Source organism: Paenarthrobacter sp. 22069, from assembly GCF_052046035.1.
Lineage (GTDB): Bacteria > Actinomycetota > Actinomycetes > Actinomycetales > Micrococcaceae > Arthrobacter.
In genome coordinates, this window is record NZ_JBQEQF010000009.1 from 127,097 (window position 1) to 142,501 (window position 15,405).

The following is a 15,405-nucleotide window of genomic DNA, read 5'->3' on the forward strand; positions in this document are numbered from 1 at the left end:
GAATAGCAGGTCAGCGGCGGCGCTGGCCATTTGGGACCGTCAGGTCCAGCCGTGTCGCCTGCGCAGTCCGGACGCCACTTTCCCGAAGCGGGCCTTGTCCAGCACCGCGCCCTCGCGCCGGATGCTGTCCGGCCGGATCTGCAGAACACGGTCCAGCCGCACCTCGCTGGCCCGGCCCTGTTTGTCCCAGGCTCCGGAGCCGAGGTCCACGTAATCCCCTGAGCTGCTGCCGGCGGGCACTCTGTCCCTGCTGGTCATCATCAGTCCCAGGAGGAAGGGGCCGTTGTGCCCCACCAGCAGCACGGGACGGTCTTTGCCCTGGCTGTGGTCCTCCTCGAAGGGAACCCAAGCCCACACCACTTCGCCGGGATCCGGATCGCCATCAGGCTGCGGCGCGTACCGGACAACTGCCCGCCCGCGGTAGTCACCGGGATATTTGGCCCCTGAGGGAATCCCGGCGGAAGGCTCCGAGCGGGTGCCGGCGGGGCTGTGCCTTCTGCCGGTTCCCGGAGGGCGCGCAGGGCGGCGGGTCTGCAGCAGGCGGAGGCCGCGTCGGACGGCTTGCCCCAGGGAACGGAAGTCGATGGCCATCCGGAAAGCCTATAGGTGGAGGCGTGCCGCGGAAATGCCCTGCGGAGCCCGGCCCGGATGCGGTGGTGCGGTCCCGGACGTGGGACACTGGACGTTGAAGATGTGCGGCTGGACCGCAGGCGCCTTTCGTGTGCCTGGCGGATGGCTGCAGAAAAGCCAACAGTAAGGACCCTGCGTGTCTCCCATGGCCCGCACCGCACCGGTGCCCGCCGCGACAGATCCGGCAATTATTCGGAACTTTTGCATCATCGCGCATATCGATCACGGCAAGTCCACCCTGGCTGACCGGATGTTGCAGTCCACGGGGGTGGTCCAGGCGCGCGACATGAAGGCCCAGTACCTGGACCGGATGGACATTGAGCGCGAACGCGGCATCACCATCAAGTCCCAGGCGGTCCGCATGCCCTGGGAAGTGGACGGCGTCAGCTATGCGCTGAACATGATCGATACGCCGGGACACGTGGACTTCACGTATGAGGTGTCCAGGTCCCTGGCCGCATGCGAAGGCGCAATCCTGCTGGTGGACGCGGCCCAGGGCATTGAGGCCCAGACGCTCGCAAACCTGTACCTGGCCATGGAGAACAACCTGGCCATCATCCCGGTGCTGAACAAGATCGACCTGCCGGCGGCGCAGCCCGAAAAGTATGCAGCCGAGCTGGCCAGCCTGATCGGCGGCGACCCTGAGGACGTCCTGCGCGTATCCGGCAAGACCGGCATAGGCGTGGAGGCACTCCTGGACAAGATCGTCCGTGACCTGCCCGCGCCGAAGGGCGACCCTGATGCGCCGGCCCGTGCCATGATCTTCGACTCGGTCTACGACACCTACCGCGGCGTCGTGACCTATGTGCGCGTGGTGGACGGCATGCTCCACCCGCGCGAACGCATCCAGATGATGTCCACCAGGGCCTCGCACGAACTCCTGGAAATCGGCGTCAGTTCCCCGGAACCCACACCCTCCAAGGGCCTTGGCGTGGGCGAAGTGGGCTACCTGATCACCGGTGTGAAGGACGTCCGCCAGTCCAAGGTAGGCGACACCGTCACCAACCTCGCCAAACCGGCCGCCGCGTCGCTCCCGGGATACGCCGATGCCAAGCCCATGGTGTTCTCCGGCCTGTACCCGCTGGACGGCGCCGACTACCCGGTACTCCGCGACGCCCTCGAAAAGCTCATGCTCAACGACGCCGCGCTGGTATACGAACCGGAGACCTCGGCTGCCCTGGGCTTCGGCTTCCGCGTGGGCTTCCTGGGGCTGCTGCACCTTGAGATCACCCGCGAGCGCCTGGAACGCGAATACAACCTCGACCTCATCTCCACGGCACCCAACGTGGAATACGAGGTGACCCTGGAGGACAAGAAGGTGGTCCGGGTGACCAACCCCAGCGAGTACCCCACCGGCAAGATCGCCGAGGTTCGCGAACCTATGGTCTCCGCCACCATCCTGGCCCCCAACGAGTTCGTCGGCGCCATCATGGAGCTGTGCCAGTCACGCCGAGGCGTGATGGGCGGCATGGACTACCTCTCCGAGGACCGGGTGGAAATCCGCTACCGCCTGCCGCTGGCGGAAATCGTCTTCGACTTCTTCGACATCCTGAAGTCAAAAACCCGTGGCTACGGCTCCCTGGACTGGAAGGCCGACGGCGAGCAGGTTGCCGACCTGGTGAAGGTCGACATCATGCTCCAGGGCGAACAAGTGGACGCCTTCAGTGCCATCACCCACCGGGACAAGGCCTACGCCTACGGCGTGATGATGACCGGAAAGCTCCGCGAACTCATTCCGCGGCAGCAGTTCGAGGTACCCATCCAGGCTGCCATCGGCTCCAGGATCATCGCCCGCGAAAGCATCCGGGCCATCCGCAAAGACGTGCTGGCCAAGTGCTACGGCGGTGACATCTCACGAAAGCGCAAGCTGCTGGAGAAGCAAAAAGAAGGCAAGAAGCGCATGAAGATGGTGGGAACGGTGGAGGTTCCGCAGGAAGCGTTCATCGCCGCCCTCACCACCGACGAATCAAAGGACAAGGCCAAGAAGAAGTGACCACCGCCCAGCGGGGGACCCGCTGATGCCCAGCGTGCTTCCCCTCGGTGACCCGGCGCCGTCGGACGGTCTGCTGCCTGCACAGGCGGCGGACGGTGCGACGGCCCGGGCCTTTGGCCTGTACGTCCACATCCCGTTCTGCGCCGTGCGCTGCGGGTACTGCGACTTCAACACCTACACCGCCACCGAACTGGGCGGCGGCGCGTCACAGGATGCCTACGCCCAAACCGCCGTGTCGGAAGTGTCCCTGGCCGGCACCGTGATGGCACGGTCAGGGCTGCCGGGGCGGAAGCTCAGCACGGTCTTTTTTGGGGGCGGCACGCCCACGCTGCTGCCGGCTGATGACCTCGCCCTGATCCTTCGCGCTGCCATCGACCAGTGGGGCATCGAGGACGGCGCCGAGGTCACCACCGAAGCCAACCCTGACTCGGTCACCCCCGAATCCCTCGCCGTGCTCAAGGAGGCGGGCTTCACCAGGGTCTCCTTCGGCATGCAGTCCGCCGTGCCGCGCGTGCTCAAGGTCCTGGACCGCACCCACACGCCCAGCAGGGTTCCGCAGGTGGTTGAGTGGGCGCGGGAGGCCGGACTGGATGTCAGCCTGGACCTGATTTATGGTACGCCGGGGGAGTCGCTGGCCGACTGGCGCCACTCCCTGGAAACCGCGCTGTCGTACCAGCCGGACCACATCAGCGCCTACGCGCTGATTGTTGAGGACGGCACCAAGCTGGCTGCGCAGATGCGCCGCGGCGAGGTCCCGGGAATTGACGACGACGACCACGCGGACAAATATGAACTCGCCGACCAGCTGATCACCGAATCCGGACTCGGCTGGTATGAGGTCAGCAACTGGGCGCGAAGCCCGGAACACGCGTGCCGCCACAATCTGGCGTACTGGCGCGGTGACGACTGGTGGGGCATCGGCCCCGGCGCCCATTCGCACGTGGGCGGAGTGCGCTGGTGGAACGTGAAGCACCCGTCCGCCTATGCGAACCGTCTGGCCCAGGGGCATTCGCCGGCAGCCGGCAGGGAGACGCTGGATGCCGGGACCCGGACCATGGAACGGGTGATGCTTGAAGCGCGGCTGCAGTCGGGGCTGGACCTGTCGACGCTTACTGCCGCGGGCAGGCACCAGATGGCCGGCCTGATCGCCGACGGCCTGGTGGAACCCGCCGCTGCGTTCCAGGGCCGTCTGGTCCTCACGCTCAAGGGCAGGCTCCTTGCGGACGCGGTGGTCCGCCGTATCCTGCCGGACTGACGCGCAGGTTCCTTCCGACAGGTTCCTTCCGAACCCGCACGGGACCCCGGAACGCCGGTTACTTGATCCAGCGAAGGTTGAACTGGTACCGGTGCGGCTGGCCGCGGTTGACGTGGATTCCTGCTGCCACGGAGAAGCAGGTTAGCGCCACCCAGATCAGGGTGGCGATGACCGCGAAGATGTTTCCCACATAGGGGATGAACACCAGGATGTTGGCCAGCACGGCGGCGATGGTGGGTGGCAGGCTGAAGTTCAGTGCTTCCTTCGATTCCTGGGCGGTGAACGGTCCGCGGTCCCGGAAAATCAGGTAGATCAGCAGCGACGGGACGCATCCCAGGATTCCGCCGAAGTGTGCCAGCGTGGCCCACTGTCGGTCTTCGCTGGCCGTGAGCGGCAGCGCGTTGGCGGGGACGCCATGGTACTCGGAACGGCCCTGGCCGTCCCTGTGATCACGTGCGTTGTCTGCCACAGTCTGTTCCTTCGGAGGTGCAAGTGGTGCTGGTTTCATTTTCTGGCGCGGTGGGGGTGTGCCGTGTATATCCAAGGCACCCGCAATACCAAGAATACTGGCTGTTGGGCAGGGGCCCGGCCGTCAGGGCACGGTGAGGAAGTCGATGACTTCCTCCACCCGTCCCAGGAGGGACGCTTCGAGGTCGGCGTAGGTGCGGACGGCCCCCAGCAGTTTCTGCCATCCGAGTCCGATATCTTCCTTGGTGGCGTGCGGCCAGCCGAACGCTTTCAGGATCCCGGTTTTCCAGTCCTGCCCGCGGGGAACGGCGGGCCACTTGTCGATGCCCAGGACAGCGGGCCGGATGGCCTGCCAGACGTCAACGTAGGGGTGGCCGACAATCAGGACGTTGCCCGCGGCCCCCGGGGAAGCCATGACGGCCTCCGCGATGCGGGATTCCTTGGATTCGGGAACCAGATGGTCCACCAGTACACCCAGCCGCCGGCCGGGGCCGGGGTTGAACGCGGCGACGGCCCCCGCCAGGTCGTCGATACCGTGCAGGGGCTCGACGACGATGCCCTCCACGCGCAGGTCGTCTCCCCAGACCTTTTCCACCAGTTCGGCGTCGTGCTTGCCTTCCACCCAGATCCGGCTGGCCTTCGCTACCTGGGCGCGCTGGCCTTCCACGCGCACCGAGCCCGATGCGGTCCGCCCCGCGACTGCTCCGGTGCCTGCAGCCTTTGGTGCCGGGGGCATCAGCCGGATGGGCTGGCCCTCGAGCAGGAAACCGAACCCCAGGCGGAAAGTGCGGGACTTGCCTCGCCGGTCCTCCAGCGCCACGACGTGCATCCCGCCGGATTTCTCCACCCGCGTCACGGCCCCCACCCAGCCGGACTGGACTTCCTCAAGCACCATGCCGCGCTGGACTGGAACTTCGGGAAGTTCCGTCCGGGCAGGAGCGGAGATTCCCCGGGGCCCCCAGTTCTGGTAATCCATGAAGTCGATCCGCCTAGCGCTAGGTCCTTGACCCCGGAATTTCGCCCGGAGCGGTACCAATGCTAACAACGGGGCAAGGCATAATAGACTGTTAGCACTTAGGCATGTCGAGTGCTAACCCCTGGGCTGCCCCGGGCGGGGCGGGCGACCCGGACCATGGATGGAGGTGGAGAGTGAGCGAGCCACGCAAACTGGAAGTACTGCGGGCCATCGTTGAGGACTACGTCCACTCCCGTGAACCCGTGGGGTCGAAAGCCCTCGTGGAGCGGCATCACCTTGGCGTTTCGAGCGCCACCATCCGCAACGACATGGCCGCGCTGGAGGATGAGGGGCTCATCACGGCCCCGCACACCAGTGCCGGCCGGATTCCCACCGACAAGGGCTACCGGCTTTTCGTTGACCAGATTTCGGCCGTCAAACCCCTGTCCGCCGCCGAACGCCGGGCCATCCAGGCGCTCCTGGAAGGCGCAGATGACCTCGACGACGTCCTGGAACGCACCGTCCGGCTGCTGTCGCAACTGACCAACCAGGTGGCCGTGGTCCAGTACCCGCACCTGAGCCGGGCGCTTGTCCGCCACATCGAATTCGTCCTGCTGGCCCCGCGCAAGGTCCTGGTGGTCCTGATCGCCAACAGCGGCAAAGTCGAGCAGCGCGTCATCGACGTCGGACAGGACCTTGGCGATGACATGGTGGCCGAGCTCCGCACCCGGTTCCTTGGTGCCCTGGGCGGAACCCGGCTGAGCCAACTCGCCCAGGCGCTTCCCGCCGTCGTGGCCGCAACGCCCCAGGCGCAGCGCAAGGCAGCGCACGCGCTGGCCCTGGGACTGGAGGGTCTGGCGCAAAGCAGCCGGGAGGACAGGATGGTCATGGCCGGGACGGCCAACCTTGCCAGGTCCAACGTGGATTTCCCGCTGAGCATCGGCCCGGTGCTTGAGGCGCTCGAGGAGCAGGTGGTGATGCTGCGCCTCCTGAGCGAAATGGCGCAGGACCACCGGGGTGTGGCCGTGAGCATCGGACGGGAAAACCCCTATGACGGTCTCGCTGAGGCATCCGTGGTGGCCACCGGCTATGGTCCGGACAGCGCCGCGAAAGTAGGAATCCTCGGCCCGACCCGAATGGACTATCCCACCACCATGGCCGCCGTCAGGGCAGTCGCCCGCTACCTTTCCAGGATTTTGGGGCCCTGACCCGTGTCCGCCGGAGCTGTCCGGCAGGAGAATACGGGCTTGGCCGCCGACTGAACGCAGTACAACAAGGAAGAGATACGAACTTTGAGCAGCCACTATGACGTCCTTGGAGTCTCACCCGAAGCTACCGGGGAGGAGATCAAGAAGGCCTACCGCAAGCTGGCCCGCACCCTCCACCCGGACGTAAACCCGGGTGACGACGCTGCGGAACGCTTCAAGGCGGTAACTCACGCCTACGAGGTCCTTTCCGACCCCCAAAAGCGCCGGGTCTATGACACCACCGGCAATGAGAACGGCACGGACAACGGCTTCGGAGGTGCAAGCTACGCAGGGCAGGGGTTCGCGTTCCAGGACATCTTTGACACCTTCTTCGGCGCCGGCGGCAGCTCCGGTCCCGCCTCCAGGGTCCGGCGCGGCCAGGACGCCCTCATCAGCGTCCGGATCGACCTGCGCGACGCCGTCTTCGGCGTCAACAAGAAGCTCGAAGTGGATACGGCCGTGGTCTGCCCCACGTGCGATGGATCCTGCTGCCGCCCGGGGACCCACCCTGAACGCTGCGACATCTGCGGCGGCAGCGGCCAGGTCCAGCGGGCTGTACGGTCCATCCTGGGCCAGGTCATGACCGCGGCCCCCTGCGGCACCTGCGAAGGTTTCGGTACCGTCATCAAGGACCCCTGCAACGAATGCAGCGGACAGGGCCGCATCCGCAGCCGCCGGTCACTGACCATCAAGGTTCCCGCGGGCGTTGCCACCGGAACCCGCATCCAGCTCTCCGGGCAGGGTGAGGCCGGACCTGCCGGCGGCCCCGCCGGCGACCTCTACGTCGAGATCCGCGTCAACAACGATGCCACCTACGTGCGTGAAGGGGATGACCTGCACGCCACCCTGCACATTCCCATGACAGCGGCTGCGCTGGGCACGGACGTGAGCCTGGAGACCTTCGACGGTACGCAGGAGATCGACGTCAAGCCCGGCACCCAATCAGGCGAGATCATCACCCTGCGCGGACTGGGCGTCACCCACCTGAGGGGCTACGGCCGAGGCGACCTGAAGGTGCACCTCCAGGTGGACACTCCGGCCAAGCTCGACTCCGCCCAGGAGGACCTGCTCCGCCAGTTGGCGAAGCTCCGCGGTGAACAGATCACCGAGGGCAAGCTCGCCGCCAGCGGCGGCATGTTCGCCAAGCTCCGGGACCGGTTCGGTAACCTGTAGCGGTGAGCAACCCCGTCTTCTTCACGTCCACCGGAGCGCTGTCAGGAATGGCGGCAGGGAGCGTGTTCCTCCTCGAGGGGCCCGAGGCCCGTCACGCGGTGACCGTCAAGCGGCTGTCTCCGGGCGAGGCGGTGGACATCGTGGACGGCGCCGGCACGCGGATGACCGGGAAAGTGGTTTCGGCTGCCGGTTCCGCCCTGGAAGTCGAATGCGCAGACGTCAGCGTGGAAGAGAGGCCGGACATCCGGCTGGTACTGGTCCAGGCGCTGGCCAAGGGCGACCGTGACGAGCTTGCGATCGAGACCGCCACCGAATTGGGAATCGACGCCGTCATCCCATGGCAGTCTGAACGGTCCATCGTCCGCTGGAAGGGCGACCGGGCGGCGCGTGCCCACGCAAAGTGGGAGTCCTCGGTAGCTGCGGCTGCCAAGCAGGCGCGGCGGGCGTGGATCCCCGAGGTGCGCGCCGCCGTCGAAACAGCCGGACTTGCCGCAGCCGTGGAAGCGGCGGATTTGGCCGTCATCCTGCACGAGGACGCTGTCCGGCCGCTGCGAACCATCCTCGAGGGATGGCGCGGCCAAGCCGTTCCCGGTGCAGGCGAAGTCCTGCTCATCGTGGGACCGGAGGGCGGGATCAGTCCGCGCGAGGTCACCAGGCTCTGCGACAAAGGCGCTGTGACTGCCCTGTTGGGGCACCATGTCCTGCGCTCCTCCACAGCGGGTCCGGCCGCCGTCGTACTGGCCAGCGATATCCTTGGCCGGTGGGCACCTACCGGACCTTGAAGGACCTCGTGTCCTCGTTCCGGTCCGGTTCGCCTCCGGACCCTGCCTGCGCCACCCGCAGCTCGTAGTCGCCGGCCGGCAGGTTGAGGGCCAGCGTGAAGATCCCCGCTTGCCCCTGCTCCGCGGCCGCCGTGGTTTCGCCCGTCAGGAACGGCGCCTTGGTGCCGTCGTCGGGGGACTGCAGGATCTGCCAGCGAAGCTTTGCACCAGGCGACGTGCTGCGGCCGTTGATCTTGACGCTCCCGGCGGCCACTTCGGCGTTCTCCTGCGGATCGATGATCCAGACCGGGGCCACGAGGCCGGCGGCGCGGGTCATCAGGGCACCGAGCTGCACCTTTCCGAAAGCGACATAGTCCGTGTGACCGTCCACCAGGATCCTGACCTTGACCTGCTGGCCGGTGTCGATCAGGCCGGAACTGGCGGCGGCAGCGGTTGCCGTATAGACCAGCTGCTGGATGGCACGCGCGGCCATGTCGGCGTCGAGGTTGCTGTTGAAGGCGTCGGAAGAGACATCGACGGTGATGATGTCCTTGCCCGAGATGGAGGTGGCAAGCTTGTCCGGGTTCTGCCAAGGCGTGAAGAAGTCGGGATCCAGCGGCTTCTCCGACATCATCGCGCGCAGCGCCCGGGTCACCGGATTCTCCTGCTCCGGGACGTCGCGGAACTCCCGGTACAGGAAGATGTTCCCACCGCTGCGGCCGATCCAGTACACCGGGGCCTTGTTGGAGGACTGGGTGGTTTCCAGCGGAGCGCTGGTCGCCGGAGTGTCCGGCATGGTCCCGCCCGTCGCCGGAACCGATGCGATGGTACTGGTGGGAGACGGTCCGCCCTCCGCGGTGCAGCCCACAAGGATTGGGACGAGCACCAGGATCCCCGCAAGGACGGCCGGGCGCAGGCGGCCCATCGATCGTCCTGCCCGTTCGGGCGCAGAGGAAACCGGCATTGTCCTGCCCTTGTCCTTTCCTGGCATGGCGGGCCGTTCCCCTGGCGGCCTTGCTTCCAGCAGATGCTGGTTTTCCAGCATTGCACAGGGGGGCCGTCCAACAACGGCACTTTGGGCTCCTGCGGCCCAACTGCAACGGGAACGATATGAGGCCGATATGAAGTTGATACCAAACACGGTGCGGACGCAGTCCCACCGTGGCAGCAGTTGCCTGTCGTGTGCCGAAGGGCGTCCGGGCTCACCGCCCGTCATGCCGCTGGATGCCCGGCGTGGACCCTGCGTGGGCAGGGGCTGGCGTAAGATATAGGGATCACCGGGCATGGAGCTCCGCGCAGCGGAATCCCGGCCTGGGCAGTGAAAACAAGCGACGTCGATCTTCGAGGGGACCACAGGCCTGCGGGCCAGCACCATGACTGAATCAGCAAATGGTAAGCGCCGGCTTAATACGGGCGAAGGCAGTCCCGGGGAATTCCCGCACTCCCTGCCCGGAATCCGGACCGAGGTAGTCCTCTTTGAGAACTCAGACCAGATGGTTCAGTCGCTTGGCAGCCATGACGAGGCCCTGCGGTTTATCGAAGAGCAGTTCCCGGACGTCAACTTCCATGCGCGCGGCAACGAACTGTCCATCAGCGGACCGACCAGTGACGTGCCCCGGATCATGCGGCTTCTCCAGGAGGTCCGCGGACTGGTGGCGCGCGGCACCGTCATCACACCCGCCGTTCTTCAGCAGCTGGCGGCGCTCCTGCGCACCCAGTCCCTCCAGAATCCCGTGGATGTGCTCACCCATGACATCCTCTCGAGCCGCGGCAGGACCATCCGTCCCAAGACCCTGAACCAGAAAAACTACGTCGACGCCATTGACGTGAACACGGTGATCTTCGGGATCGGGCCGGCCGGCACCGGCAAGACGTACCTGGCCATGGCAAAAGCCGTCCAGGCACTCCAGCAAAAAGAAGTCAGCCGGATCATCCTGACCCGTCCCGCCGTCGAAGCAGGGGAGCGGCTCGGGTTCCTGCCCGGAACGCTGAGCGACAAGATCGACCCCTATCTCCGGCCGCTCTATGACGCACTGCACGACATGATCGACCCCGAATCCATCCCGCGCCTCATGGCAGCCGGCACCATCGAGGTGGCACCCCTGGCCTACATGCGCGGCCGGACCCTCAACGACGCCTTCATCATCCTTGACGAAGCCCAGAACACCACGCCGGAACAGATGAAAATGTTCCTTACCCGGCTCGGGTTCGGTTCCAAGATGGTGGTCACCGGAGACGTCACCCAGGTGGACCTGCCATTCGGCACGCGCTCCGGCCTGCGGATTGTCGAGGAAATCCTGCTGGGGATCGAAGGCGTCAACTTCTCCGTCCTGGATGCCGCCGACGTGGTCCGGCACCGGCTCGTCGGGGACATCGTCAACGCCTACAGCATCTGGGATGAAGCCCAGCGGAACCGGGTCAAGCACTCCGCGAGCCGGGAAAAACGGGGGGAACACGCGTGAGTATCGAGGTCAACAACGAGTCCGGCGTCCAGGTGGACGAAGCCGCGCTCGTTGCCCTTTCGCGGTATATCTTTGAGCAGCTCTTCATCCATCCGCAGGCCGAGCTGTCCATCCTCCTGGTGGATGAACCGGCCATGGAGAAGCTGCACATCGAGCTGATGGACGAACCGGGTGCCACGGATGTGCTCTCAGTTCCGATGGACGAGCTGACACCCGGAACTCCCGACCGGCCCACGCCGCAGGGCATGCTGGGCGACATCGCCATCTGCCCGCAGGTTGCAAAGGGCCAGGCCAGGAATGCCGGCCATTCGCTCGATGACGAAATGCTGCTCCTGACCACGCACGGCATCCTGCACCTCCTGGGCTACGACCATGCCGAACCGGAGGAGAAGGCGGAGATGTTCGGGCTCCAGCGCGAACTCCTGTCCGGCTTCACCGGCAAAGAAGCACCCGCCGAGACAACCCAGTGACGCAACTGCTCCTGGTCGCGGTGGCATTGGTTTTCCTTGCCGTCGCCGCTCTGCTGACGGCAGCCGAGGCCGCCTTCAGTTTCCTTCCACGGCATGACGCCGAAGAAGCGCTGCACAGGAGCCGCGGGACGGCCATGCGCCGCATCCTTGCCGAGCCCGTGGCCCACACCCGGGCCCTGCGCTTCTGGCGGGTCTGGTTCGAAATGGCGTCCGCGGTGGCAGTCGCCGTACTCATAGCGAGCCTGCTGGACAGCGTCTGGCTTGCCGGACTTGTGGCCACAGGCATCATGGCCCTGCTGGGGTTCGTGATCGTGGGCGTCTCGCCACGCCAGCTCGGCAGGCTGCACTCGACGGCGGTGGTCCGCTTCACCGCGCCCATGGTCCGGTTCCTCACCAGTGTCCTGGGGCCAATTCCGGGCTGGCTGGTGGCCCTGGGCAGTTCGGCGGCTCCCGGGGCTCCGGGAGGCGACGATGCGTTCTTCAGCGAACAGGAGTTCCGGGAACTGCTGGACCGGGCCAGCGAGTCCGACATGATCGAGGACACCGAAGCCGAGATGATCCAGTCGGTCTTCGACTTCGGCGACACGCTTGTCCGGGCTGTCATGGTTCCAAGGACGGACATCGTAGCCATCGACGCCGGCTCCAGCCTGCACCAGGCGATGTCCCTGTTCCTGCGTTCGGGGTACTCCCGGATTCCGGTGATCAAGGAAAATACAGACCACATCCTGGGCATCGTCTACCTCAAGGACGTCGCCGCCGTCATCCACCAGCTGGGCGCGGACCAGGAGCCGCCCCTGGTGGATTCCCTGGCACGAGAAGTGCGCTACGTGCCGGAGTCCAAACCAGTGAGCGACCTCCTGCGCGAACTGCAGAAGGAGTCCACGCACGTCGCCATCGTGATCGATGAATACGGCGGCACCGCAGGGCTCGTCACGCTTGAGGACCTTATTGAGGAAATTGTGGGGGAAATCGTGGACGAGTACGACACGGAAAGCGCCGAAGCCGTGGCGCTGGGGGACGGTCTGTACCGGGTCAGCGCCCGGATGGGCATCGACGACCTCGGCGAGCTGTTTGACCTGGAAATCGACGACGAAGAGGTGGACACCGTGGGCGGCCTCCTCGCCAAGGCGCTCGGCCGCGTCCCCATTGTCGGCAGCAGCGTCGAGGTGCAGGGCGTCTCCCTGCGCGCGGAGCGGCTGGAAGGCCGGCGCAACCGGGTCAGCCACATCATTGCGGCGCCCGTAGCAAGAGTAGAGACTGACCTTGAAGGCCTCCTGGAAGAGGCCGAAGCAACCCAGCAGGGAGTTCCACGTGAGCAAGAAAAGTAACGCTGCGGCGCCGGATGACTTTGGCGGTTTCCGTGCCGGGTTCTCGGTGCTGGTGGGCAGGCCCAACGCGGGCAAGTCCACCCTGACCAACGCGCTGGTGGGCAGGAAGGTCGCCATTACGTCGGCCAAACCCCAGACGACGCGGCACACCATCAGGGGCATCGTCCACCGGGAGGACGCCCAGTTGATCCTGGTGGACACACCGGGCCTGCACCGTCCCCGCACCCTCCTGGGCAAGCGCCTCAATGACCTTGTGGCAGACACCCTCGCCGAGGTGGATGCCATCGGCTTCTGCCTGCCTGCCAACGAAAAGATCGGGCCCGGCGACAAATTCATCGCCGCCCAGCTTGCCGCCGTGGGCCGCAAGCCTGTGATTGCCATCGTCACCAAGGCCGACCTGGTGGACAAGCAGGCACTGACTGAACAGCTCCTGGCGGTGGCCGCGCTGGGCCGTGAGGTCTTGGGGGAGGACGGCTGGAAGGACATCGTGCCGGTGTCCGCGACCGACGGTTTCCAGGTTGAAACCGTCGCCGACGTACTGATCAGCCACATGCCGCCGTCGCCTCCCCTGTATCCGGACGGCGAACTGACCGACGAGCCTGAAGCCGTCATGGTGGCCGAACTGATCCGCGAAGCAGCGCTGGAGGGAGTTCGGGACGAACTTCCGCACTCCCTCGCTGTGGTGGTGGAGGAAATCGTCCCCCGGGAGGACCGTCCGGATGACAATCCCCTCCTGGACGTGCGCGTCAACCTCTATGTGGAACGTCCTTCGCAGAAGGCCATTATCATCGGCAAGGGCGGCAGCCGCCTGCGCGAAGTCGGCACCAATGCCCGCAAAGGCATCGAGGCCCTCCTGGGCACGCGCATCTACCTCGACCTGCACGTGAAGGTCGCCAAGGACTGGCAGCGTGACCCTAAACAGCTGGTCAAACTGGGTTTCTGACCCGCAAAACGGCGTTCGCGGAAGCGTGCCCCGGCAAGTTCTTCAGACTGGACCACTAATATGGACCGGATTTCGTATTTCAGAGGAAGGGTCACCACGTGGGTCGAGTCCGCGGAGAACGCGACAACGAGGCTGACCTGTCAGCCGGACCGGGACCGGTATCCCGTCATGCGAACAGCCACGATGTGGGTGCAGCCCGGCACCTCGGGCCCCTGCGCGGCATGCCGCTGTGGTTGAAGGCGGTCACAGGAGTAGTTGCGCTGGTCCTCGTTGCGGTTGCCGTGTTCGCCGGATTCTGGTTCTTCCGGCTCCAGGCCAACATCACCAAGGCGCCGTTGAATGCGGGCGGCGAAAGCACGGAGTCCCCGGGCAACGATGCCACCGGCCGGCTGCAGATCCTGATTCTCGGCTCCGATACGCGTGACGGGAAGAACGCTGAGTACGGAACCGTGGACGACTCCACCGGCTACGGCAAGTCGGACGTCATGATGCTGATGGACATCTCCGAGGACAACAAACGGGTCAACATCATCAGCTTCCCCCGCGACCTGCTGGTGGACATTCCCGACTGCAAGGACCGGAAGACCAACAAGGACTATCCTGCCCGTACGGGGGTCATGATCAACGAGGCCATGAGCGAGGCCGGGATCGGCTGCGCCGTGGATACGGTCAACAAGCTGACCGGCATGCAGGTGGACCACTTCATGATGGCTGACTTCAACGCGGTCAAGGAACTGTCCAACGCCGTCGGCGGGGTGGAAGTCTGCATCAGCGACGCCGTCTACGACCCGGACTCACGGCTGCGGCTGCCGGCCGGGACGTCCTCCGTCCAGGGCGAACAGGCCCTTGCCTTCCTCCGCACCCGCCATGCCTTTGCCGACGGCGGCGACCTGGGACGCATCAAGGCGCAGCAGGGCTTCCTGTCCTCCCTGACACGCAAGATCAAGGACGAGGGGACGTTGGGCGACCCGGCGAAGATGCTGAAGATCGCCGACGTCGTCACCCAGAACCTGACCGTCGACGACGGCCTGGCCTCCATCCCCACGCTGCTGACCATCGGCAACCGGCTCAAGGACATCGACATCAGCAAGGTGGCATTCGTCGCGGTGCCCACCACCCCGGCGCCTGTCGACCCCAACCGGCTCGTGATCGCCGAACCAGCCGGCGCCCAGCTGTTTTCGGCACTGCGGAAGAACGTCGACCTGACTGATCCCACCGCCCCCACCACTCCATCGCCCGGCGAATCGGCCACGCCGTCCCCGTCATCCACCGAAACCACTCCGCCGGTGCCGCCCTACAACAAGGCCATCCAGCCCGTGACCGTAGCCAACGGAAGCGGTGTCGGCGGCCGGGCCCAGGAAATCGTCCAGGCGCTGGTGGCGGGCGGCTTTACCCAGACAGGCCAGTTCCTCGCCCAGCCGGTGGCTAAAACCGCCGTCTACTATGGCAACGGCTTCGGGGATGTGGCTGCGGACGTCGCCGCACTGCTGGGGATCCCGGCAACCCTCATGATCCCCGCTCCCGGCGTCTCAGGGGTGCAGGTGTATGTCGGCAGCGATTTCACCACAGGTACGTCCTACGGCGCAGGAGAAGGCGCGGCCGCAGCTTTGCCCCAGGACATCGTCAGCCAGACGGCTGGCGACAAGGTGTGCCAGCAGGCCAACCCGGACCTCATCGTCCGGTAACTGCACCATCCCGCTCATGCGGCGGCTGCAGGCCG

Annotated in this window: 14 protein-coding genes; 10 read left to right on the forward strand and 4 right to left on the reverse strand. The window is 65.8% G+C overall.

The features are described from left to right. Positions 1–39 precede the first annotated feature (39 nt). Complete coding sequence (locus ACTJK0_RS09500) at positions 40–591, reverse strand: type II toxin-antitoxin system PemK/MazF family toxin (protein ID WP_440744981.1); 552 nt, start codon at positions 589–591, stop codon at positions 40–42. Between the two features lie 175 nt (positions 592–766). On the opposite strand from ACTJK0_RS09500, the gene lepA reads away from it, so the two are divergent. Together lepA and hemW are read left to right on the forward strand one after the other, a co-directional pair. Beyond that, positions 767–2,623: a translation elongation factor 4 gene (lepA, locus tag ACTJK0_RS09505; RefSeq protein ID WP_440744982.1), complete on the forward strand. Its 1,857-nt coding sequence runs from the start codon at positions 767–769 to the stop codon at positions 2,621–2,623. 25 nt (positions 2,624–2,648) lie between these two features. Then, entirely contained in the window at positions 2,649–3,878 is a 1,230-nt protein-coding gene (hemW, locus tag ACTJK0_RS09510) for a radical SAM family heme chaperone HemW (protein WP_440744983.1), read from the forward strand. Between the two features lie 58 nt (positions 3,879–3,936). Here hemW and ACTJK0_RS09515 read toward each other — a convergent pair whose 3' ends face one another. Both ACTJK0_RS09515 and ACTJK0_RS09520 read right to left on the reverse strand, forming a co-directional pair. After that, on the reverse strand, positions 3,937–4,347 hold the full coding sequence (locus ACTJK0_RS09515; protein WP_277797547.1) for a DUF4870 domain-containing protein: 411 nt from the start codon (positions 4,345–4,347) through the stop codon (positions 3,937–3,939). 123 nt (positions 4,348–4,470) lie between these two features. Next, entirely contained in the window at positions 4,471–5,322 is an 852-nt protein-coding gene (locus ACTJK0_RS09520; protein WP_440744984.1) for a DUF3097 domain-containing protein, read from the reverse strand. A 173-nt stretch (positions 5,323–5,495) separates the two neighbouring features. Here ACTJK0_RS09520 and hrcA point away from each other — a divergent pair, with 173 nt between their 5' ends. From hrcA to ACTJK0_RS09535, 3 genes are all read left to right on the forward strand, one after another. Then, positions 5,496–6,509, forward strand: coding sequence for a heat-inducible transcriptional repressor HrcA (gene hrcA, locus ACTJK0_RS09525; protein ID WP_440744985.1), 1,014 nt, complete (start codon positions 5,496–5,498; stop codon positions 6,507–6,509). Positions 6,510–6,593: 84 nt separating this feature from the next. After that, a complete protein-coding gene (gene dnaJ, locus ACTJK0_RS09530) occupies positions 6,594–7,721 on the forward strand; it encodes a molecular chaperone DnaJ (RefSeq protein WP_440744986.1) in 1,128 nt (375 codons plus the stop codon). 2 nt (positions 7,722–7,723) lie between these two features. Beyond that, positions 7,724–8,503, forward strand: coding sequence for a 16S rRNA (uracil(1498)-N(3))-methyltransferase (locus tag ACTJK0_RS09535; protein WP_440744987.1), 780 nt, complete (start codon positions 7,724–7,726; stop codon positions 8,501–8,503). Here the strand turns inward: ACTJK0_RS09535 and ACTJK0_RS09540 are convergent. Next, positions 8,490–9,446 carry a GerMN domain-containing protein gene (locus ACTJK0_RS09540; RefSeq protein WP_440744988.1) on the reverse strand — a complete coding sequence of 319 codons (957 nt, stop codon included), beginning with the start codon at positions 9,444–9,446 and terminating at the stop codon, positions 8,490–8,492. The two genes, ACTJK0_RS09535 and ACTJK0_RS09540, sit on opposite strands and share 14 nt — an antisense overlap. Positions 9,447–9,855: 409 nt before the next feature. Here ACTJK0_RS09540 and ACTJK0_RS09545 point away from each other — a divergent pair, with 409 nt between their 5' ends. From ACTJK0_RS09545 to ACTJK0_RS09565, 5 genes are all read left to right on the forward strand, one after another. Continuing rightward, entirely contained in the window at positions 9,856–10,944 is a 1,089-nt protein-coding gene (locus tag ACTJK0_RS09545) for a PhoH family protein (protein WP_440744989.1), read from the forward strand. Beyond that, complete coding sequence (gene ybeY, locus ACTJK0_RS09550) at positions 10,941–11,414, forward strand: rRNA maturation RNase YbeY (protein WP_110542961.1); 474 nt, start codon at positions 10,941–10,943, stop codon at positions 11,412–11,414. Before ACTJK0_RS09545 ends, ybeY begins: the two co-directional genes overlap by 4 nt. Next, positions 11,411–12,742 (forward strand): hemolysin family protein, encoded by a 1,332-nt coding sequence (locus ACTJK0_RS09555; protein WP_110542962.1) that lies wholly within the window; start codon positions 11,411–11,413, stop codon positions 12,740–12,742. The genes ybeY and ACTJK0_RS09555 overlap by 4 nt, the downstream gene beginning before the upstream one ends. Next, positions 12,726–13,685, forward strand: coding sequence for a GTPase Era (gene era / locus ACTJK0_RS09560; protein ID WP_110542963.1), 960 nt, complete (start codon positions 12,726–12,728; stop codon positions 13,683–13,685). Before ACTJK0_RS09555 ends, era begins: the two co-directional genes overlap by 17 nt. A 98-nt stretch (positions 13,686–13,783) precedes the next feature. Continuing rightward, positions 13,784–15,370 carry an LCP family protein gene (locus ACTJK0_RS09565; protein WP_440744990.1) on the forward strand — a complete coding sequence of 529 codons (1,587 nt, stop codon included), beginning with the start codon at positions 13,784–13,786 and terminating at the stop codon, positions 15,368–15,370. Positions 15,371–15,405: the final 35 nt, after the last annotated feature.